Source organism: Hydrogenophaga sp. OTU3427, assembly GCF_038440225.1.
Classification (GTDB): domain Bacteria; phylum Pseudomonadota; class Gammaproteobacteria; order Burkholderiales; family Burkholderiaceae_C; genus Hydrogenophaga.
The window spans coordinates 93,238-113,265 of the sequence record NZ_JASATI010000002.1 but is presented as its reverse complement, the minus strand read 5'-3'; the positions used below and the strand labels follow the sequence as shown (position 1 = coordinate 113,265).

The following is a 20,028-nucleotide window of genomic DNA, read 5'->3' as shown; positions in this document are numbered from 1 at the left end:
ACGAGAAAACCAATGCCCCGCTTCGCCGCCAACCTGTCCATGATGTACACCGAGGTGCCCTTCCTCGAGCGCTTCGCCGCCGCCGCACGCGACGGTTTCGAGGCCGTGGAGTACCTCTTTCCCTACGAACACACGCCCGCCGAGATCGCCGAGCGCCTGTCGGCCCACGGCCTGACGCAGGCCCTGTTCAACTTGCCGCCGGGCGACTGGGCGGCCGGTGAACGCGGTTTGGCCTGCCTGCCCGGGCGCGAGGCCGAGTTCGCCGCCTCGGTCGACACCGCCATCGCCTACGCCCAGGCCACGGGCTGCCAGAAGCTGCACGCCATGGCCGGCCTGGTGCCACCCGGTGCCGGCGCGGCCCTGCTGCGCCGCACCTACGTGGCCAACCTGCGCCTGGCCGCAGACAAGCTGGCACCGCTGGGCATCACCCTGCTGGTCGAGCCCATCAACAGCCGCGACATGCCCGGCTACTACCTGAACTGGCAGCAGCAGGCCCACGACCTGCTGGACGAGGTCGGCGCGCCCAACCTGAAAGTGCAGATGGACCTCTACCATTGCCAGATCATGGAAGGCGACCTCACACGCCGGCTTGAAAAACACTGGGCCGGCGTCGGCCACATCCAGATCGCCGGTGTGCCAGACCGCCACGAACCCGACGGGGGCGAAGTCCACTTCCCCCACCTGTTCGACCGACTCGACCAACTGGGCTACACCGGCTTCATCGGCTGCGAATACCGCCCCAAGGCGGGCACCAGCGCCGGCCTGGGCTGGCTGCGCCGCTACCAGGCCTCTTCGAAAGCACACGCATGAAAATTCTCATCACCGGCGGCGCCGGCTTTCTCGGCTCGCGCCTGGCCCACACCCTGCTGCAGCGCGGCACGCTGGGCGGTCAGACCATCCACCAGCTGATGCTGGCCGATCTGGTGGCGCCGCGCGACGTGGCGCTCACGGCCGACACACGGGTGCGCACCCACACCGGCGACCTGCTGTCGCAGATTCCCGCGCTGATGGCCGAGACGTGGGACGCTGTCTTTCACCTCGCCTCGGCCGTGTCGGGCGAGTGCGAGGCCAATTTCGACCTCGGCCTGCACGCCAACCTGGACACCACGCGCCGCCTGCTCGACGCCTGCCGGGCCCAGACCCTGGCCGGACACGGCGCGCCGCTCTTTTTCTTCGCCAGCTCGGTGGCGGTGTTCGGCAGCGACCCGGCCCTGCCCCTGCCGGCGGTGGTGCACGACCACACCCTGCCGACGCCGCAATCCAGCTACGGCATCCACAAATTCGTCTGCGAACAGCTGGTGGCCGACTACACACGCAAGGGCTTCATCGACGGCCGCGCCGCGCGCCTGATGACGGTGTCGGTGCGCCCGGGCCGCCCCAACGGTGCGGCCTCGGGCTTCCTGTCCGGGCTGTTCCGCGAGCCGCTGGCGGGCCAGGCGAGCAACAACCCGGTCGACCTCGACACCCGCGTCGCCCTGTCCTCACCGGCCAACACCGTCGCAGGCATCGTCGCCGTCATGGAAGCCAGCCGCGATGCCTTTGGCGGGCGCACCGCCATCAACCTGCCGGCCCTCACGGTCAGCGTGCGCGAGATGCTGTCGGCCCTGGACGAACTGGCCGGCCCGGCCGCTTTGGCCCTGATCACCCACCAGCCCGACGAGGCCGTGGCCCGCATCGTCGCCGGCTGGCCGGCACGCTTCGAGAGCACACGCACCGCGCGCCTGGGCCTGAAGGCCGACGCCGATTTCGCCAGCGTGCTGCGCCAGTACGTGGCGGACAACCGGGACGCTGTGACCCTGCCCAGCGCCCGCGCCAGGCTTGGCCTGGCCTGACTGCCGCTGCGACTGTCACCCCTCATTTTTTCCGTTCTCGTTCCCAACCACAAAGGAGACCTTCCATGAAAACCCTGTTCCAACACCTGGCCCTCGCTGCCCTGCTCGCCGCCACCGGCGCTCACGCACAGACCGTGCTGAAGATCGGCTACGCCACCTCGGCCACCTCGCACTACGGTGTGGGCTCCACCGTGTTCTGCGACGAGATGGAAAAAGGCACCCAGGGCCGCTACAAGTGCCAGCAGTTCCCCAACTCGGCCCTGGGCGGCGAGCGCGAGCAGATCGAGGCGGTGCAGTTGGGCACCCAGGACCTGGTCAACACCTCCACCGGCCCGCTGGGCAACTTCGTGCCCGAGGTCAAGATCGTCGACATCCCCTTCCTGTTCCGCGACTACGACCACGCCCGCAAGGTGATGGACGGCCCCATCGGCCAGGACCTGCAGAAGAAGATGGAAGCCAAGGGCCTGATCAACCTGGCCTGGACCGAAAACGGCTTCCGCCACATGACCAACAGCAAGCGCGCCATCAACCAGGCCACCGACGCATCGGGTCTGAAGATGCGCACCATGGAGAACAAGGTGCACATGGACGGCTACAAGACCTTCGGCATCCTGCCCACGCCCATGGCTTTCCCCGAGCTGTTCACGGCGCTGCAGCAGGGCACGGTCGACGGTCAGGAAAACCCCATCCCGGTGATCCTGGCGTCCAAGTTCTCGCAGGTGCAGAAGCACCTGTCGCTGACCGGCCATGTCTACTCGCCCGCCGCGCTGATCCTGTCGCCTGCTGTCTGGAACAAGCTGTCGGCCGCCGACAAGGCCGCCTTCACCGAGGCCGCCAAGAAGGGTGCGGCGGCTCAGCGCAAGAAGGTCAACGACGACGAGAACAACGGCATCGCCCAGCTGGAAAAAGAAGGCATGCAGGTGGTCAAGCAGGTCAACGGCGAGAGCTTCCGCAAGGCCGTCGCACCCGCCTACGCCGGCTACGCCAAGGAGTTTGGTGCCGACAAGATCGCGGCCATTCAGGCGGTGAAATAAGCCCACCCCTGCGCGGCGCCCGAGGGCGCGCCACCCCCTCTCAAGGGGGCGATGTCTGCGGGCCGGCGGAGCCGGACCCGCGACATCCTGGGTTGAACTTCCCTTCTTGCGTCGCCACTCTGGCGCTGGCTGGATTGCTGTCATGAAAAAAATCATTCTTCGCCTGGACCGTGTGCTCACCGGCCTGTGCCTGTACACCGCCTGCGTGCTGCTGGCCCTCATCTCCTGCCTGGGCATGTGGCAGGTCATCGGTCGCTTCGTGTTCTCGCAGCCGTCCACGTGGACCGAGGAGTCCATGCGCCGCCTGCTGATCTGGATGGTGATGCTGGGCATCGTCGCCGCCTTCCGCCAGGGCGCGCTGGTCTCGGTCGACCTGATGCTGCGCCTCTCGCGTGGCGCCTGGCGCGGCACCGTGCGCGGCATCATCACCGGCGTCAACCTGGCTTTCCTGGCGGTCGTCATCTGGTTTGGTGTCGACCTCGTCAACCGCATCCGCTTCCAGACCTTTGCCAGCATGGAGCTGTCCATGGGATGGGCCTATGCCGCGCTACCGGTCGGGGCCTTGCTGGCGGTGGTGGCCGTGCTGGCCCACCACATCGACCCGCACGACGACGAACTCTCGACCGCCCAATAACAACAACAAGCACACGGAGCACGCCCCATGTCCCTCACCCTGCTCGTCACCATGCTGCTGGGCTTTGCCTTCAGCATCTCCATCGCCGTCTCCATCGGCGGCTCGGCCATCCTGGGTCTGGCCATCTTCGACAACAGCAAGCTGGTGCTGGTGCCCAAGGAGATGTTCAGCGCCATCGACAAGTTTCCGCTGGCGGCCATCCCCTTTTTCATCCTGGCCGGCAACCTGATGGAGACCGGCGGCATCTCGCGCCGCCTGGTCAACTTCGCCAAGTCGCTGGTGGGCGGCGTGCAAGGTGGCCTGCCCATGACCTGCGTGCTGACCTGCATGATCTTCGCCGCCGTCTCGGGCTCGTCGGTGGCCACCACCTTTGCCATCGGCTCCATCCTCATTCCCGCCCTCATCAAACACGGCTACCCGGTGGGTTATGCCGCGGCCCTGCAGGCCACCTCGGCCGAGCTGGGCGTGATCATCCCGCCGTCCATCCCCATGATCCTGTTTGGCGTCGCGGCGGAGGTGTCGATCGGCGAGCTGTTCATCGCCGGCGTGGTGCCAGGCCTGCTGATCGGCGGCGTGCTGATGTTGTTCGTCCACCTGTGGTGCCGCTTCAAGGGCCTGGGCAAGACCGACGGCGATGGTCGCCTCTCGGTGCGCCAGGCCATGGTGGAAGCCGGCTGGGCCCTGCTCATGCCCGTCATCATCCTGGGCGGCATCTACGGCGGCATCTTCACCCCCACCGAGGCCTCGGTGGTGGCAGTGTTCTACGCCCTGATCGTGGGTCTGGTGATTCACCGCGAGCTGGAATTCAAGCACCTGGTGGCGGTGTTCAAGAAGTCCGTGCTGTCCAGCGCGGTGATCATGTTCATCATCGCCAACGCCGGCCTGTTTGCCTTCCTCATCACCCGCGCCGGCATTCCGGAGGCCATCGGGGTATGGCTCAAGGAGGTGCTGCAGTCGCCGGCCTGGTTCCTGCTGGGCGTCAACGCCGCCTTGTTTGTCATCGGCATGTTCATCGAAACCTCGGCGGCCATCATCGTGCTGGCCCCCATCCTGGTGCCGGTGGCGGTGTTCTTTGGCATCGACCCGATCCACTTCGGCATGATCATGGTGGTCAACCTGGCCCTGGGCATGATCACACCGCCCTTCGGCGTCAACCTCTTCGCGGCCTGCACGGTGGCCAAGATCTCGCTGGACCGCATCATCGGCCACCTGCTGCCCTTCGTGCTGGTGATCCTGGGCTGCCTGATGCTCATCACCTACATCCCGGCCATCTCGCTCACCTTGCGCGACATCGTCTTCAACAAGGCACCGGTGGTCGCGCCCATGCCAGCGCCGGCGCCCGCCATCGGCCCGCAATGAGAAAACCACCATGCCCCTGAACTTCATCGCCAACACCGCCGTGCGTTCGGCCTCTGGCCAGACGTTGCCCGTGATCGACCCGGCCGATGGCCAGGTCTACGACAGCATCGAACGCAGCAACGCCGCCGACGTGGACGCGGCCGTCAGCGCCGCCCGACAGTGCCTCGACGGCCCCTGGTCGCGACTGAGCGCGGCCGAGCGCGGGCGCCTGCTCATGAAGCTGTCGGCCAAGGTGGCCGAACACGCCGACGAACTGGCCGCCATCGAGCAGCGCGACTGCGGCAAGCCAACCAAGCAGGCCCGGGCCGACGCCCTGGCCCTGGTGCGCTACTTCGAGTTCTACGCCGGGGCCGGCGACAAGCTGCACGGCGACACCATCCCCTACTTGGATGGCTACAGCGTGCTGACCTGGCGCGAACCCCACGGCGTGACCGGCCATGTGATCCCGTGGAACTACCCCATGCAGATCTTTGGCCGCAGCGTGGGCGGCGCCCTGGCCGCCGGCAACGTCTGTGTGGTCAAGCCGTCCGAGGACGCCTGCCTGTCGCTGATCCGCGTGGCCGAGCTGGCCGCCGAGGTCGGTTTTCCGCCGGGCGCCATCAACATCGTCACCGGCTACGGCCACGAGGTGGGCGACGCGCTGGCCCGCCACCCGGGCATAGACCACATCAGCTTCACCGGCAGCCCCAGCGTGGGCACCCTCATCCAGCAGGTGGCGGCGGTGCGCCACTGCCCGGTGACGCTGGAGCTGGGCGGCAAAGGTCCGCAGATCGTGTTTGACGACGCCGATGTGGACGCCGCCCTGCCCTTCATCGTCAACGCCATCGTGCAGAACAGCGGCCAGACCTGCAGCGCCGGTTCGCGCCTGCTGGTCCAGCGCGGCCTGTACGAGCCGCTGCTTGAACGGGTGGGCCAGGCCTTTCGCGCCCTGCGCGCCGGCCCGCCCACCCTGGACCTGGACCTCGGGCCGCTGATCCGCAAAACCCAGCAGGAGCGCGTGCGGGGTTTCCTCGATCAGGCGCGCGCCGACGGCATTGCCACCGTGGCCCAGGGCCAGGTCGTCGACCAGGCGCCCGCGAGCGGCTTTTACGCCGCCCCCACCCTGCTGCGCGACGTGCCGGTGAACCACCGCCTGGCGCAGGAGGAGGTGTTTGGACCGGTGCTGGCCGCCATGTGCTTCGACGACGAGGACCACGCGGTGCAGTTGGCCAACGCCACCCACTTCGGCCTGGTGGCGGGTGTCTGGACACGCGACGGCGCACGCCAGTTCCGCATGGCCAAACGCGTCAAGGCCGGCCAGGTCTTCATCAACAACTACGGCGCCGGCGGTGGCGTGGAGCTGCCCTTTGGCGGCGTCAAATCCTCCGGCTACGGCCGCGAGAAGGGCTTCGAGGCCCTGCTCGGTTTCACCACTTTGAAAACCGTGGCGATACGCCACGGTTGAACCCTTTCAGGAGACAGCTCATGCGAGTCCAAGACAAATCCATCATCGTCACCGGCGCCGGCGGCGGCATCGGCGAAGGCATCGCCAAGCGCCTGGCCGAAGAAGGCGCGCAGGTCATCGTCAACGACGTCAACGCGGCCGGTGGCGAGCGCGTGGTCGCCGAGATCGTGGCGGCCGGCGGCCGCGCCAGTTTCGTCGCCGCCGACGTGACGAAATCCGCCGACATGAAGGCGCTGGTGGCGGCCGCCGTGGCGCGCCACGGCAAGCTCGACGCCATGGTCAACAACGCCGGCTGGACCCACAAGAACCAGCCCGCGCTGGAGGTCAGCGAAGACGAGTTCGACAAGTGCTACGCGGTCAACGTCAAGAGCATCTATCTCGCCACCCTGCACGCGGTGCCGGCGTTTCGCGCCAATGGCGGCGGCAGTTTCGTCAACATCGCGTCCACCGCCGGCGTGCGCCCCCGCCCGGGCCTGACCTGGTACAACGGCTCCAAGGGCGCCGTCATCACCACCAGCAAGTCGCTGGCGGCCGAGCTGGGCCCGGACAACATCCGCGTCAACTGCATCAACCCGGTGATGAACCCCTTCACCGGCCTGGGCACGGCCTTCGCTGGCGGCGAACTCACCGAGGAACGCCTGAACAAGTTCCGCTCCACCATCCCGCTGGGCCGCTTCTCGACCGCGCTGGACGTGGGCAACGCGGTGCTCTACCTCGTGAGCGACGAGGCCGCGTTCATCTCGGGGGTTTGCCTGGAGGTCGACGGCGCGCGCTGTGTCTGAGTGACAATGCGGGGATATGTCTGACCGTGTCATTCCCCTCGTCGACCAGCGCCTGCGCAGCCTGATCGCCCGCGTGCCCGAGCAGGCCATTCCCGCCACCGGCCTGCTGGGCGACACGCTGGGCCGGCCCCTGCGGGACCTGCGCATCAGCGTCACCGACCGCTGCAACTTCCGCTGCAGCTACTGCATGCCCAAGTCCATCTTCGACAAGGACTACCAGTACCTGCCGCACGGCGAGCTGCTGAGCTTCGAGGAGATCACCCGCATCGCGCGCCAGTTCGTGGCCCACGGCGTGCAAAAAATCCGCCTGACCGGGGGCGAGCCGCTGCTGCGCAAACACCTGGAAATCCTGGTCGAACAGCTCGCCAGCCTGCGCACCACCGAGGGCCGCCCGCTGGACATCACCCTGACCACCAACGGCAGCCTGCTGCGCAAGAAGGCCGCCGCACTCAAGGCGGCCGGCCTGCAGCGTGTCACGGTGAGCCTGGACGGGCTGGACGACACGGTGTTCCGCGCCATGAACGACGTCGACTTCCCCGTCGCCGACGTGCTGGACGGCATCCAGGCCGCGCAGGAAGCCGGCCTGCGCCAGATCAAGGTCAACATGGTGGTCAAGCGCGGCACCAACGAAGACCAGATACTGCCCATGGCGCGCCACTTCAAGGGCACCGGCGTGACCCTGCGCTTCATCGAGTACATGGACGTGGGCGCCACCAACGGCTGGCGCATGGACGAGGTGCTGCCCAGCGCCGAGATCGTGCGGCGCATCCATGCCGAACTGCCGCTGGTGCAACTCGAACCCAGCGCCCCGGGCGAAACCGCCGAGCGCTGGGGCTATGCCGACGGCAGCGGCGAAATCGGCGTCATCAGCAGCGTGACCCAGGCCTTCTGCCAGGACTGCAACCGCGCCCGCCTGTCCACCGAAGGCAAGCTCTACCTGTGCCTGTTCGCCACCCAGGGCCACGACCTGCGTGCCCTGGTGCGCGGCCAGGCCAGCGACGAGCAACTGGCCTCGGCCATCGCCCACATCTGGCAGGGCCGCGAGGACCGCTATTCCGAACTGCGCGCCAGCCTGCCGCCCGATGTGTCGACCGGTGGCCGGCGCGTCGAGATGAGCTACATCGGCGGGTGAGAGGGTTCCCCCCGCGCCGCTTCGCGTCACCCCCAGGGGGCGGCACTGGCCGTCCGGCGGAGCCGGCCCGGCGGTGCCCCCGGACAAGTCACTTCGGTTGCCTACATTTTTTATGACATCCATTTCACCCGGACACATCACCGCCATCGTCCTCGCGGGGGGGCGCGGCTCGCGCATGGGCGGGGTCGACAAGGGCCTGCAGAACTTCAACGGCACGCCGCTGGCCTTGCACACGCTGCTGCGTCTGCAGATGCAGGGCGGTGGCCTGGTGGGTGAGGTGATGGTCAACGCCAACCGCAACCTGGCGGCCTACGAGGCCTTTGGCGTGCCGGTCTGGCCCGACACGATCAGCGACTTTGCCGGGCCGCTGGCCGGCTTCCTGACCGGCCTGGAGCGCTGCGAGACGCCCTACCTGCTGACGACGCCCTGCGACACGCCACTTTTCCCGCTGGACCTGGCCGAACGCCTGGCCGAGGCGCTGGCGCGCGAGGGCGCCGACATCGCCATGGCGGCCGCACGGGAGGAGGACGGCCAACTGCGCACACAGCCGGTGTTCTGCCTGCTGCGCGCCGACCTGCTGGGCAGCCTGGCGGTGTTCACCCAGGCCGGCGGCCGCAAGGTCGACGCCTGGACCGCGCAGCACAAGACCGTGGTCGTGCCGTTCGACCGCCCCGGTGACGACCCGCGCGCCTTTTTCAACGCCAACACCCTGGCCGAACTCAAGGCCCTGGAAAACCGCTGAAAGCTCCGACACCATGAAAACCCTGGACCAGATCGCCGCCGAACTGCAAGGCTACGACCCACAGGCCCTGAGCGCCAGCGCGGTCAACGCCTTCCTGTCCGAACTGGTGGCCCCCGTCACCGAGCGCGAGAACGTCAGCGTGTTCGACGCCCTGGGCCGGGTGCTGGCCGAGGACATCGTCTCGCCCATCAGCGTGCCGCCGCACGACAACTCGGCCATGGACGGCTACGCCTTCGACGGCGCGCAGCTGCGGGCCGGCCAGCCGCTCACGCTGCGGATGCTGGAGGGCACGGCCTTCGCCGGCAAGGCCTGGACGGGCACGGTGGCGCCCGGCGCGTGCGTGAAGATCATGACCGGCGCCATCATGCCGGCCGGGCTGGACACCGTGGTGCCCCAGGAACTGACCCTGGCGGCCGATGGCGGCATCACCGTGCCCGCAGGCGCGCTGCAGCGCGGCGACAACCGCCGTCTGCTGGGCGAAGACCTGATGGCCGGGCGCCCCGCCCTGCGCGCCGGCACCCGCATCGGCCCCGCCGCGCTGGGCCTGATCGCCAGCCTGGGCCTGGCCACGGTGCCGGTGTTGCGCCGCGTGAGGGTGGCCTATTTCTCCACCGGCGACGAAATCCTGAGCCTGGGCGAGGCGCCGCGCGAAGGCGCCGTCTACGACAGCAACCGCTACACCGTCTATGGCCTGCTCACGCGCCTGGGGCTGGAGGTGATCGACCTCGGCGTGGTGCGCGACGACCCGGCCACGCTGGAAGCCGCCTTCCGCCAAGCCGCACGGCAAGCCGACGCCATCATCACCAGCGGCGGGGTGAGTGTGGGCGAGGCCGACCACACCAAGGCCATGATGAAAAAACTCGGCGACGTGGCTTTCTGGCGCATCGCCATGCGGCCCGGACGGCCCATGGCGGTCGGCAGGATTCAGGCGTCCACTGGAGACGGACGATTCGCCGCCGGGCCGCCCCAAGGCGAATCGGTCCCCATGGGGGGCAGCGAACCACGCGCAGCGGGAAGCGTGGGGGCACTCATGTTCGGTTTGCCGGGCAACCCGGTCGCGGTGATGGTGACCTTCCTGGCTTTTGTGCGCCCCGCCCTGCTCAAGCTCATGGGCGTGGCCGACGTGGCGGCGCACACGCCCCCCCTGCTCAAGGCCCGCTGCCTGGAGCCCCTGCGCAAGAAGCCGGGCCGCACCGAGTACCAGCGCGGCACCGTCAGCACCGCGGCCGACGGCACGCTGCAGGTCCGCACCACCGGCAACCAGGGCTCGGGCGTGCTCAGTTCCATGGTCGAAGGCAACGGCCTCATCGTGCTGCACCACGCGCAGGGCAACGTGGCCGTGGGCGATGCCGTCGACGTGATGGTGTTCGACGGCGTGATCTGACCCCGGCTCACCGCATTTGCGCCTTCAGGCCCTCAAACAGGAAGTCGCACAGCAGCCGGCTCTTTTTGGGCACGTGGCTGCGCTGGGGCATGAACACGTGCACGTCGATGGGCGGGCCGACGTAGCCGATGGGCACCTCCACCAGCGTGCCCGACTCCAGGTGCGGACGCGCGAAGTAGCCCGCCACCTGGGCGATGCCCGCGCCCTGCAGCACCAGCTGGCGCTGCACCGCCGGGTCGTGGGTCACCATGGCCAGGGTCGGCTCCAGCGTCAGCAGGTGGCCACCGGACTGGAAGGTCCAGGGCCAGATGCGGTTGGTGCGTGGGTGGCGCAGGCCGATGCAGCGGTGCTCGTGCAAGGCCTGCGGGCTGTCGGGCAAACCCTGGCGGCGCAGGTAGTCGGGCGAGGCACACAGCACATGGCGGAACACCCCGGCCTTGCGGGCGATCAGCGAGCTGTTGGGCAGCGCCCCGCCCACCACGCCCACATCGGCGCCCAGGTCCACCACATCGGGCCAGGGGTTCTGGGTCAGCATCTCGACCTGGATGCGAGGATGCTGTTCGCAGAAGCGTGCCACCAGGCTGGCCACCAGGGTCTGGCCCAGGCTCATGGAGGTCACCAGCCGCACCGAACCCACGGCCTCATCGAGGCGGTCGCGCAGCTCGATCTCGCCCTGTTCGATCAGCTGCAAGCCCCCCTTGCAACGAGCGAAGAACATGCGCCCTTCTTCGGTCAGCCCGACGCGCCGCGTGGTGCGGTTGAACAGCCGCACCCCCAGCCAGGCTTCGAGCTGCGAGATCTGGGCGCTGACCGCCTGCGGCGACACACGCAACCGCAAGGCGGCCTGGCTGAAGTTGGCCGATTCGGCCACGCTGAGGAAGGTGGTGATGAGGCGCAGGCGGTCCATTGATTAGCAAGCTGTGCTTGTAGATGTTTCAAGCAGTGCGTCACTATGTCGCATCCGGGTCGCTCGGTAAAGTCCCCTGAAACATCCCACGGAGCCCGCCATGATTCGACACCTCGCCCAGCCCTGGCTGCTGGCCGGCCTCAGCCTGTGCGGCGTTGCCGCCCCTGCCCAGACCATGCCCGCCCACCCCGGCAAGCCGGTCACGCTGGTGGTGTCCTTCCCGGCCGGCGGCGCGCCCGACCAGATCGCCAGGCTGCTGGGCCAACAGCTGCAGCAGCGCTGGAAAACCCCGGTGATCGTGAGCAACCGGCCCGGCGCGGCCGGCCACCTGGGCAACGACGCGGTGGCCCGCGCCGAGCCCGATGGCCACACGCTGCTGGTCACGCCCAACACCTTCACCATGGCGCCCCATGTGCTGCCACCGGGCGCGCAGAAACCCGCCGACGTGATGCAGGACTTCACGCCGATCGCGCTGCTGTCCTCGTCGTCCATGCTGTTGCTGGCCCACCCCAGCCTGGGCGTGAAAGACGCGCGCGAGCTGGCCCGCCTGGCCAAGGCACAGCCTGGCCTGGGCTACGCCAGCTCGGGCAACGGCACGCCCATGCACATCGCCGGCGAACTGTTCAACCACGTTGCCGGACTGGACATCGACCACGTGGCCTACCGCGGCACCAGCCCGGCCATCAGCGACGTGCTGGGCGGGCACGTGAAACTGACCTACCTCGGCCTGCCGGTGGCCAAGCCCCTGATCGACAGCGGCAAGCTGGTGGCGCTGGCCACGGTGGACAAGCAGCGCAGCCCGTTGCTGCCCGATGTGACCACAATGGCCGAGCAGGGTTTTCCTGGCGTGGACACCGACATCTGGTTTGGCGTCTACGGTCCCAAGGGCATGGCGCGCACGCTGGCCGACGACCTGCACGCCAGTTTCAACGAGGTGCTCAGGCAGCCGCAGGTGGCCGCACAGTTCAAGGCCATGAGCCAGGTCGTGCATCAAGAATCCCGCGAATTCTTCGCCAACAAGACCCGCGCCGACCACCTGCGCTATGGCGTCATCGTGAAACAGTTCAAGATCACGGCCGACTGAGATGAGCCCCACCCGTCCCAACATCCTGCTGATCGTCACCGACCAGCAACGCGCCGACCACCTGGGCTGCGCCGGCCACCCGCTGCTGCGCACGCCCCACATCGACAGCCTGGCCCGCGCCGGTGTCCTGGCCAGCCGCTTCCACGCCGCCAGCACCACCTGCATGTCCAACCGCGCCACCCTGATGACGGGCCGCCTGCCGTCCCTGCACGGCGTGGTGCACAACGGCGTCAACCTGTCGCGCGAGCACACCACCTTTGTCGAGCTGCTGCGCGCGGCCGGCTACGCCACCGCGCTGATCGGCAAGTCCCACCTGCAGGCCTTCGGCTACGACGGTCCGCTGCGCCGCCGCTGGCAGAACGAGAACGGCGGCGCCGAGCCGCCCGAGGCCCTGCGCGACGCCCGCCAGCGGCCACGCGCCGGCAGCGGCTACGGCAACGAATGGACGCCCGACTGGCGCAGCGGCACGCGCCATGCGGTCGAGACCCCCTACTACGGCTTTGACCACGTGGAGCTGGCCACGCTGCACGGCGACCAGGTCCATGGCGACTACGCGCGCTGGCTGGCCGAACGCCACCCCGAGCCCGACAGCCTGCGCGGGCGCGAACACGCGATCCCGGACAGCCGCTACAGCGCGCCCCAGGCCTGGCGCACCCGCCTGCCCGAGGCGCTCTACCCCTCCACCTACGTGGGCGAACGCGGCGTCGCATGGCTGGCCGACCACGCGCAGAACGCACCGGAGCAGCCTTTTTTCCTCAAGGTGTCGTTCCCCGACCCGCACCACCCCTTCACACCGCCCGGCCGCTTCTGGGACATGTACGACCCGGACGACGTGCGCCTGCCGGCCTCGTATGGGCACAGCGGCGATTCGGCGCTGCTGGCCGACGTGCACCGCTTCACCCGCGAGGGCGGATCGCGCGAGGGCTACGGCGCCTTCGGCGTCAGCGAACGCGAGCTGCGCGAAATCCACGCCCTGACCTACGGCATGGTGTCGCTGATCGACGAACAGGTGGGCCGCCTGCTGGCCACGCTGCGCGAGACCGGCCAGGACCAGAACACGGTGGTCATCTTCACCAGCGACCACGGCGACATGATGGGCGACCACGGCGTGGTGCTGAAAGGCGCCATGCACTTCGACGGCATCACCCGCGTGCCCTTCATCTGGCGCGACCCGGCGGCCACAGCGGCACAACAAGGCCAGCGCCTGGACATGCCCGCCAGCACCCTGGACATCGCCCAGACGGTGCTGGCGCGCTGCGGTCTGGCGCCCTACAACGGCATACAGGGCCTGAACCTGCTGCCCTGGCTGAGCGACACCTCGCTGAGCGACGCCCCGCGCCCCGGCGTGCTGGTGGAAAGTGAACCGGTGGTGCTGCCGCCGGGTCGCTCGCGGCGCTACCGGCTGCGCAGCCTGATCACGCGGGGCTGGCGCTTGACCGTGTCCAACCAGCCCGAGTTGTGCGAACTCTACGACCTGGCCAGCGACCCGCTGGAACAGCACAACCGCTGGGCCGACGCGGTGGCGGTGCGCGGCGAACTGTCGGCACAACTGCTGATGGAACTCAGCGAGCTGGGCGACACATCCCCGTTGCCCGCCGCCGTGGCCTGAACAGACCACCCCGTCGCTTGCCCGCTGCGCGTGGCCGCATCCCCCTCAAGGGGCGGCACCAGCCGTCCAGCCAAGCCGGCCCGGCGGTGCCCCACGGTTCGACCGCTTCATGCGTCGCGGGTCCCGCGACGGCGGAATGGACAACGGATAGCGGTTGTCTTTGGCCTCACTTGGCCGGGATGACCTCGTGGTGCGAGTGGTCGGTCAGCGGCCCCTCGCCCACCTGGGCCTTGTTGCCGCCCGGCACCTTGGTCCGCGCGAACAAGGTGTACATGGTGGGCACCACAAAAATGGTCAGCAGCGTGCCCAGGCTCATGCCGCCCACGATGACCCAGCCGATCTGCTGCCGGCTTTCGGCCCCGGCACCGGTGGCCAGGGCCAGCGGCACGGCCCCCAGCACCATGGCGCCGGTGGTCATGAGGATGGGGCGCAGGCGCAGCGCGGCCGACTCCTGCACCGCATCGCGCATGGCCATGCCCTGCTCACGCAGCTGGTTGGCGAATTCCACGATCAGGATGCCGTGTTTGGTGATCAGCCCCACCAGGGTGATCAAGCCGATCTGGCTGAACACGTTGAGCGTGCCGCCGGTGAACTTGAGCGCCAGCAAGGCGCCCAGCATGGACAGGGGCACGCTGAGCATGATGACCAGCGGGTCGACAAAACTCTCGAACTGTGCCGCCAGCACCAGGTAGATGAAGACCAGGGCCAGCACGAAAACCAGGGCCAGCGAGCCCGAGGAGCTGCGGAACTCGCGGCTCTGGCCGTTGAGGTCGGTGGTGTAGCCGGGCGGCAGGATCTCGCGCGCCGTGGCGTCCATGAACTTCAGCGCATCGCCCAGGGCCAGCTCGGGCGCGAGGTTGGCGGTGATGCTGGCGCTGCGGCGCTGGCCGAAGTGGTTGAGCTCGCGCGGCACCACCACCTCGCGCGTCTTGACCAGCGAGGCCAGCGGAATCATGGCGTCGTTGCGGCCACGCACGAACAGGCGGTCGATGTCGTCGGGCGTGCTGCGCTGCGCGCTTTCGGTCTGCACCACCACGTCGTACTGCTCGCCCTCGCGCTTGTAGCGCGTGACGATGCGCCCCCCCAGCATGGTTTCCACCGTGCGGGCGATGGCGTCCACGCTCACGCCCATGTCGGCGGCGCGCTCGCGGTCCACATCCATGCGGATCTCGGGCTTGTTCAGGCGCAGGTCGGTGTCCACCTGCACGAAGCCGGGGTTCTTGGCCAGCGCGTCCTGGAACTGGCGCACCACCCTGGAGAGGTTTTCGTAGCTGTCGGAGGTGACGATGACGTAGTTGATCGGCCGCTCCCGGAAACCCTGGCCCAGCGATGGCGGCGTGATGGCGAAGGCGCTGACGCCGGGCAGGCCGGCCAGGCGCGGCGTGATCTCGCGCGCGATCTCCTGCGTGCTGCGGCTGCGCTCTTCCCAGGGCGTGGCGCGCAGGAATACGTTGCCCTGCGCCACCGTGGGGCTGCCGATGTTGGCGAAGATGCGGTCGAACTCGGGGTAGTTCTGGCCGATGCGCTCGATGGCTTCGGCGTAGCGCCGGGTGTAATCCAGCGTGGCGCCGTCGGGGCCGTTGATCACGGTCAGGATGACGCCACGGTCCTCGATGGGGGCCAGCTCCTGCTTGGTGCCCTGCAGCAGCACCCAGCTGCCGGCCGCGCTGGCCAGCATCACGCCCACCACCAGCCAGCGCACCCGCAGCGAGGCCGCCAGCGCCCGGCCGTAACCGGCGGTGATGGCCACCAGCACACGCTCCATGCCACGGTCGAAGCGGTTGGGCGCGGGGTTGTGCTTGAGCAGCTTGGAGCACAACATGGGCGACAGCGTCAGCGCCACGAAGCCCGACACCACCACCGCGCCGGCCAGGGCCAGCGCGAACTCCGCGAACAGGCGGCCGGTGCGCCCCGGCGTGAAGGCCAGCGGCGCGTACACCGCCGTCAGCGTCAACGTCATGGCCACCACCGCGAAGCCGATTTCCTTGGCGCCCTTGACCGCCGCCTCGAAGGGTTGCATGCCCTCCTCGATGTGGCGGAAGATGTTCTCCAGCACCACGATGGCATCGTCCACCACCAGGCCGATGGCCAGCACCAGGGCCAGCAGTGTGAGGGTGTTGATGGAGAAGCCGAACAGCGCCATCAGCGCGAAGGTGCCGATCAGGCTGACAGGGATGGTGACCAGCGGGATGATGGAGGCGCGCAGCGTGCGCAGGAACACGAAGATCACCAGCGCCACCAGCACCACGGCCTCGAAGATGGTGCTGTAGACGGCCTTGATGGAACGGTCGATGAAGACCGAGTTGTCGTTGGCCACGTCCACGTTGATGCCAGGCGGCAGGTCGGTCTTGACCTTGTCCATCAGCTGGCGCACGCCGGCCGACAGCTCCAGCGGGTTGGCCGTGGCCTGGCGGATCACGCCCACGGAAATCGAGTCGCGGCCGTTCAGGCGCACCGAGGTGCGCTCGTCCTGCGGGCCCTGCACCACCCGCGCCACGTCGCCGATGCGCACCGGCAAGCCGTTGACGTTGCGTATGGTGACCGAGGCGAATTCCTCGGGGCGCTGCAGGTCGGTGGCGGCGGTGACGTTGAACTCGCGCTGCGCGCTCTCGATGCGACCGGCCGGCACTTCCAGGTTGGAGCGGCGGATCGCGTCCTCCACGTCCTGCACCGTCAGTCGGTAGGCGGCCAGGCGGTCCGGGTCCAGCCAGACGCGCATGGAATAGCGGCGCTCGCCGTAGACCCGCACGTCGGCGGCGCCGGGCGCGGTCTGCAGCACCGGCTTGACGATGCGGTTGGCCATCTCGCTGAGCTGCAACGGGCTGAAGGTGTCGGAACTCAGGGCCAGCCAAATGACGGGAAAGGCATCGGCCTCGACCTTGGCGATCACCGGCTCGTCGATGCCCTGGGGCAGGCGCTGGCGCACGCGGCTGGTCTTGTCGCGCACGTCGGCGGCGGCGGAGTCGGGGTCGCGCTCCAGCTTGAAGCGCACGGTGATCTGGCTCTGCTCCTGGCGGCTGATGGAGGTGATGACGTCCACGCCCTCGATGCCGGCCAGCGAATCCTCCAGCACCTTGGTCACCTGGGACTCGACCACCTCGCTGGAGGCGCCCACGAAGCGCGTGCTGACCGTGACCGTCGGCTCGTCGATCTTGGGGTACTCGCGCACGTTGAGGTTGGTGAACGAAACCCAGCCCACCAGCAGGATGAGCAGGGACAGCACCGAGGCGAACACCGGGCGGCGTATCGATATTTCAGGCAGTTGCATGGCGAAACCCCAGGATGGTGCGGTTCAAGGGCCGCTCAGCGCGCGGCCGGCGCCGCGTCGGCGGCGGGTTTGCCGGCGCCCGGCTTGCCCCCGGCGGCGGGCGGCTTGTTCATGTCGATCACGCGCACGGCCATGCCGTCGCGCTGCAGGCGCTGCTGGCCGGCCACCACCACGGTGTCGCCCTCGGACAGGCCGCGGGTGATCTGCACCTGCGAGCCCCGGCGCACGCCAAGCTGCACCTCGGTGCGGCGCACCACCGTCCTGGCGGCCTCGCCCTCGCCTTCAGAGGCGATCTTGAACACCAGCTGTTTGCCGCCCTGGGGCACCAACGCCTCCTCGGGCACCACCAGCGCGGCGTCGTTGACCGAAAACACCGTGGTCACGCGGGCGAACATCCCCGGGCGCAGCGTGACGCCACCGCCCGGCGACATCACCGCGCGCACCAGCACCGAACGGCCATTGGCATCCACCAGCGGGTCCAGCGCCTGCACCTTGGCACTGAAGTCGCGGCCCGGCAGGGCATCGATCTGCACCTTCACGCCCTGACCCACGGCCAACTGGCCCTGGTAGCGCTCGGGCATGCGGAAGTCCACGTACAACATGGAGGTGTCTTCCAGGTTGACCAGGTCGGCACCGTCCTTGACAAAGTCACCCAGGTTGACCGTGCGTATGCCCACCGTGCCGTCGAAGGGCGCGAGCAGGCGCATGCGCCCCAGCCGGGCCTGGGCCAGCGCGACCTGGGCCTCGGCCACCTGCAGGCTGGCGCGGCTTTCGTCCAGCACCCGTTGGGCGACGAAGTTCTCGGCCACCAGTTCCTGGTTGCGCTTGAGGTTGGCACGGGCGATGGACAGCTGCGCCTCGGCTTGGCTGAGTTCGGCCTTTTGCAAGGTGTCATCCAGGCGCAGCAGCAACTGGCCCTTCCTGACCCGGGCGCCGTCGGCAAAGGCGATTTCGGCCACGCGGCCGGCCACCTCGGGGCGCAGGGTCACGCTCTGGCGCGACTTGAGGCTGCCCACGGCCTGGGCGTCGTCCTGCAGCGGCAGCGTCTTGACCCTGGCCACTTCCACGCCAGGCACACCCCCCGCCACGCCCGCGCCGGGACGGGCACCCCCCGCGGCGGTCGGACCTTTGCCAGCGCCGGCCGCCGGTGTGGCCGCGTCCGTGGTGGCCGTGGACGGGGCCCCTTTTTGCAGCCACCACGCGCCGCCGCTGGCCAGTGCCAGACCGGCCCCGGCCAACAACCACACCACCACCTTGTTCGCCATGTTCTTGCCCATCCAAATTGCGAGAATTTGTCAATGTAACAGCGGGCGTCCCCGAGCCGTTGGCATGCCTACCAATGGCCCGGTGTTCGACACGACGATTCGCAGCGTCGCTGCGCGCTCAGCCCCGGGGCACGCCCCGGTTGGCCAGTCCGTCGGCGCGTTCGTTGCCTGGGTCGCCGGCATGGCCCTTGACCCAATGCCAGTGGATCTGGTGGGTGCCCTGGTGCACCAGGGCGTCGAGCTTCTGCCACAGGTCGGCATTCTTCACCGGCTGCTTGGCGGCGGTTTTCCAGCCCTTGGCCTTCCAGCCGTGTATCCATTCGGTGATGCCCTTGCGCACGTACTCGCTGTCCAGGTAGAGATGAACCACACACGGCCGCTTCAGGGCCGCCAGCCCCTCGATGACCGCCGTCAGCTCCATGCGGTTGTTGGTGGTCTCGCGCTCGCCCCCAAACAGCTCTTTTTCGGTGGTGCCGGCGCTCAGCAGCGCCCCCCAGCCGCCCGGGCCAGGGTTGCCCTTGCAGGCGCCATCGGTGTAGATCGTGACGGTGTTCAATCCAAAGTCCTGTGATGCAGAGGTTGTTGCCGTGCCGCCGTCACGGGAGCGGCGGCGGTGGCGCGGCGGGGTTTCCAGGCCGGCCCGAGCACGTGCATGCCACGCACGCGCTTGACGGCGGTGATGAAATAGACAGCGCCGAGTATCGGCCACCAGCGCGCGCCCACGGCCTCCATCCAGGCCCATCGTTGCAGCCATTTTTCGGTCCGCACCGCCGGGCGGTAGGCGCCAAAGTGGCAGCTCTCGACCTCGAAACTCAGCAGGCGCAGCCAGTCGCGCAGGCGCCAGTGACCAATGAACTCGCCCGCCGCCGGCAGGTACAGCTCGCTGGCCCCCAGCGCGGACAGCCCGAGCCGGGCCAGCAGATGGGCGCGCGCCTGGCGCAGGCCCCAGAGGCTGGCGGGGTTGAGCCCGGAAATCACCAGTCGACCCTCGGGCACCAGCACCCGCTCCACCTCGCGCAGCACCGTGTGGGGGTCGGCGCTGAGCTCCAGCGTGTGGGGCAGGACCACCAGGTCCAGGCTGGCGGCCGGGAACGGCAGCGCAGCGGCATGGGTCACGAAGGCCCAGCGCGGCAAGGCGGGCATGGGTCGAGGTTCGCTGGCGTCGTCGTCGACATCGACAGGCCAGGGGCAGACCAGTGGCCATTCGGCGTCGGGCAGGCCCAGCCAGCGGTGCGGGATGCGGTTGCCGGCCAGGGTGTCCATCTCGGGCAGACCCAGCTGCACCGCGTGAAAACCGAACACGTCGGCCAGGGCGGCATCGAACTCGGCCTGTTCCCACGCCAGCATGTACTGCCCCGGTGGCGTCTGCAGCCAGTCGGCAATGCCGGCGGCACCTGACGGCTCGGGCGGTTCGGTGGGAAAAGGCGGTTTGCTGCGCAACGGAGGACGGGATGGACGGACGGTCGGGGGACCGATGGTAAACGCTGCCCCCCGAACCAGCGCAATGGCCGTCGGGCGGCATGGGCAAGTCCACCGTGCCGATGTACAGTGC

17 protein-coding genes are annotated in these 20,028 nt (G+C 68.7%); 12 read left to right on the top strand and 5 right to left on the bottom strand.

Features of this window, described 5'->3' with window-relative positions:
- Positions 1-12 precede the first annotated feature (12 nt).
- The 10 genes from otnI to moeA all read left to right on the top strand — a co-directional run bounded on the left by otnI (position 13) and on the right by moeA (position 10,343).
- On the top strand, positions 13-810 hold the full coding sequence (gene otnI, locus AAHB17_RS01680; RefSeq protein ID WP_342128689.1) for a 2-oxo-tetronate isomerase: 798 nt from the start codon (positions 13-15) through the stop codon (positions 808-810).
- Complete coding sequence (denD, locus tag AAHB17_RS01675) at positions 807-1,832, top strand: D-erythronate dehydrogenase (RefSeq protein WP_342128688.1); 1,026 nt, start codon at positions 807-809, stop codon at positions 1,830-1,832. Before otnI ends, denD begins: the two co-directional genes overlap by 4 nt.
- 65 nt (positions 1,833-1,897) lie before the next feature.
- Positions 1,898-2,866, top strand: a complete 969-nt coding sequence (locus AAHB17_RS01670) for a TRAP transporter substrate-binding protein (RefSeq protein ID WP_342128687.1) — start codon at positions 1,898-1,900, stop codon at positions 2,864-2,866.
- A gap of 142 nt (positions 2,867-3,008) precedes the next feature.
- Positions 3,009-3,500, top strand: a complete 492-nt coding sequence (locus tag AAHB17_RS01665) for a TRAP transporter small permease (RefSeq protein WP_342128686.1) — start codon at positions 3,009-3,011, stop codon at positions 3,498-3,500.
- A 27-nt stretch (positions 3,501-3,527) separates the two neighbouring features.
- Complete coding sequence (locus AAHB17_RS01660) at positions 3,528-4,859, top strand: TRAP transporter large permease (RefSeq protein ID WP_342128685.1); 1,332 nt, start codon at positions 3,528-3,530, stop codon at positions 4,857-4,859.
- A 10-nt stretch (positions 4,860-4,869) separates the two neighbouring features.
- The gene (locus AAHB17_RS01655; RefSeq protein WP_342128684.1) at positions 4,870-6,303 is read left to right on the top strand and encodes an aldehyde dehydrogenase family protein; all 1,434 of its coding nucleotides are present in this window, start codon (positions 4,870-4,872) and stop codon (positions 6,301-6,303) included.
- A gap of 20 nt (positions 6,304-6,323) precedes the next feature.
- On the top strand, positions 6,324-7,085 hold the full coding sequence (locus AAHB17_RS01650) for an SDR family oxidoreductase (protein WP_342128683.1): 762 nt from the start codon (positions 6,324-6,326) through the stop codon (positions 7,083-7,085).
- 16 nt (positions 7,086-7,101) lie between these two features.
- Positions 7,102-8,217, top strand: coding sequence for a GTP 3',8-cyclase MoaA (gene moaA / locus AAHB17_RS01645; RefSeq protein WP_342128682.1), 1,116 nt, complete (start codon positions 7,102-7,104; stop codon positions 8,215-8,217).
- Positions 8,218-8,329: 112 nt separating this feature from the next.
- Positions 8,330-8,959, top strand: coding sequence for a molybdenum cofactor guanylyltransferase MobA (mobA, locus tag AAHB17_RS01640; RefSeq protein ID WP_342128681.1), 630 nt, complete (start codon positions 8,330-8,332; stop codon positions 8,957-8,959).
- 13 nt (positions 8,960-8,972) lie between these two features.
- Positions 8,973-10,343, top strand: a complete 1,371-nt coding sequence (moeA, locus tag AAHB17_RS01635) for a molybdopterin molybdotransferase MoeA (RefSeq protein ID WP_342128680.1) — start codon at positions 8,973-8,975, stop codon at positions 10,341-10,343.
- A gap of 7 nt (positions 10,344-10,350) precedes the next feature.
- Here moeA and AAHB17_RS01630 read toward each other — a convergent pair whose 3' ends face one another.
- Positions 10,351-11,250, bottom strand: coding sequence for a LysR family transcriptional regulator (locus AAHB17_RS01630; RefSeq protein ID WP_342128679.1), 900 nt, complete (start codon positions 11,248-11,250; stop codon positions 10,351-10,353).
- A gap of 100 nt (positions 11,251-11,350) precedes the next feature.
- Here AAHB17_RS01630 and AAHB17_RS01625 point away from each other — a divergent pair, with 100 nt between their 5' ends.
- A complete protein-coding gene (locus AAHB17_RS01625; RefSeq protein ID WP_342128678.1) occupies positions 11,351-12,334 on the top strand; it encodes a Bug family tripartite tricarboxylate transporter substrate binding protein in 984 nt (327 codons plus the stop codon).
- Position 12,335: 1 nt separating this feature from the next.
- Positions 12,336-13,943: a sulfatase family protein gene (locus tag AAHB17_RS01620; protein ID WP_342128677.1), complete on the top strand. Its 1,608-nt coding sequence runs from the start codon at positions 12,336-12,338 to the stop codon at positions 13,941-13,943.
- A 166-nt stretch (positions 13,944-14,109) separates the two neighbouring features.
- On the opposite strand, the gene AAHB17_RS01615 is transcribed toward AAHB17_RS01620, so the two are convergent.
- From AAHB17_RS01615 to AAHB17_RS01600, 4 genes are all read right to left on the bottom strand, one after another.
- Positions 14,110-17,211: an efflux RND transporter permease subunit gene (locus AAHB17_RS01615; protein ID WP_342128676.1), complete on the bottom strand. Its 3,102-nt coding sequence runs from the start codon at positions 17,209-17,211 to the stop codon at positions 14,110-14,112.
- Between the two features lie 35 nt (positions 17,212-17,246).
- Positions 17,247-18,476: an efflux RND transporter periplasmic adaptor subunit gene (locus tag AAHB17_RS01610; protein WP_342128675.1), complete on the bottom strand. Its 1,230-nt coding sequence runs from the start codon at positions 18,474-18,476 to the stop codon at positions 17,247-17,249.
- A 118-nt stretch (positions 18,477-18,594) separates the two neighbouring features.
- Positions 18,595-19,032 (bottom strand): ribonuclease HI, encoded by a 438-nt coding sequence (gene rnhA / locus AAHB17_RS01605; RefSeq protein WP_342128674.1) that lies wholly within the window; start codon positions 19,030-19,032, stop codon positions 18,595-18,597.
- Positions 19,029-19,823, bottom strand: coding sequence for a class I SAM-dependent methyltransferase (locus AAHB17_RS01600; protein ID WP_342128816.1), 795 nt, complete (start codon positions 19,821-19,823; stop codon positions 19,029-19,031). Before AAHB17_RS01600 ends, rnhA begins: the two co-directional genes overlap by 4 nt.
- Between the last annotated feature and the right edge of the window lie 205 nt (positions 19,824-20,028).

Excerpts from the sequence above, each read along its gene's own strand:
- otnI (WP_342128689.1), top strand. The coding sequence starts at position 13 with ATGCCCCGCTTCGCCGCCAACCTGTCCATGATGTACACCGAGGTGCCC.
- denD (WP_342128688.1), top strand. The coding sequence starts at position 807 with ATGAAAATTCTCATCACCGGCGGCGCCGGCTTTCTCGGCTCGCGCCTG.
- AAHB17_RS01670 (WP_342128687.1), top strand. The coding sequence starts at position 1,898 with ATGAAAACCCTGTTCCAACACCTGGCCCTCGCTGCCCTGCTCGCCGCC.
- AAHB17_RS01665 (WP_342128686.1), top strand. The coding sequence starts at position 3,009 with ATGAAAAAAATCATTCTTCGCCTGGACCGTGTGCTCACCGGCCTGTGC.
- AAHB17_RS01660 (WP_342128685.1), top strand. The coding sequence starts at position 3,528 with ATGTCCCTCACCCTGCTCGTCACCATGCTGCTGGGCTTTGCCTTCAGC.
- AAHB17_RS01655 (WP_342128684.1), top strand. The coding sequence starts at position 4,870 with ATGCCCCTGAACTTCATCGCCAACACCGCCGTGCGTTCGGCCTCTGGC.
- AAHB17_RS01650 (WP_342128683.1), top strand. The coding sequence starts at position 6,324 with ATGCGAGTCCAAGACAAATCCATCATCGTCACCGGCGCCGGCGGCGGC.
- moaA (WP_342128682.1), top strand. The coding sequence starts at position 7,102 with ATGTCTGACCGTGTCATTCCCCTCGTCGACCAGCGCCTGCGCAGCCTG.
- mobA (WP_342128681.1), top strand. The coding sequence starts at position 8,330 with ATGACATCCATTTCACCCGGACACATCACCGCCATCGTCCTCGCGGGG.
- moeA (WP_342128680.1), top strand. The coding sequence starts at position 8,973 with ATGAAAACCCTGGACCAGATCGCCGCCGAACTGCAAGGCTACGACCCA.
- AAHB17_RS01630 (WP_342128679.1), bottom strand. The coding sequence starts at position 11,250 with ATGGACCGCCTGCGCCTCATCACCACCTTCCTCAGCGTGGCCGAATCG.
- AAHB17_RS01625 (WP_342128678.1), top strand. The coding sequence starts at position 11,351 with ATGATTCGACACCTCGCCCAGCCCTGGCTGCTGGCCGGCCTCAGCCTG.
- AAHB17_RS01620 (WP_342128677.1), top strand. The coding sequence starts at position 12,336 with ATGAGCCCCACCCGTCCCAACATCCTGCTGATCGTCACCGACCAGCAA.
- AAHB17_RS01615 (WP_342128676.1), bottom strand. The coding sequence starts at position 17,211 with ATGCAACTGCCTGAAATATCGATACGCCGCCCGGTGTTCGCCTCGGTG.
- AAHB17_RS01610 (WP_342128675.1), bottom strand. The coding sequence starts at position 18,476 with ATGGCGAACAAGGTGGTGGTGTGGTTGTTGGCCGGGGCCGGTCTGGCA.
- AAHB17_RS01600 (WP_342128816.1), bottom strand. The coding sequence starts at position 19,823 with ATGCTGGCGTGGGAACAGGCCGAGTTCGATGCCGCCCTGGCCGACGTG.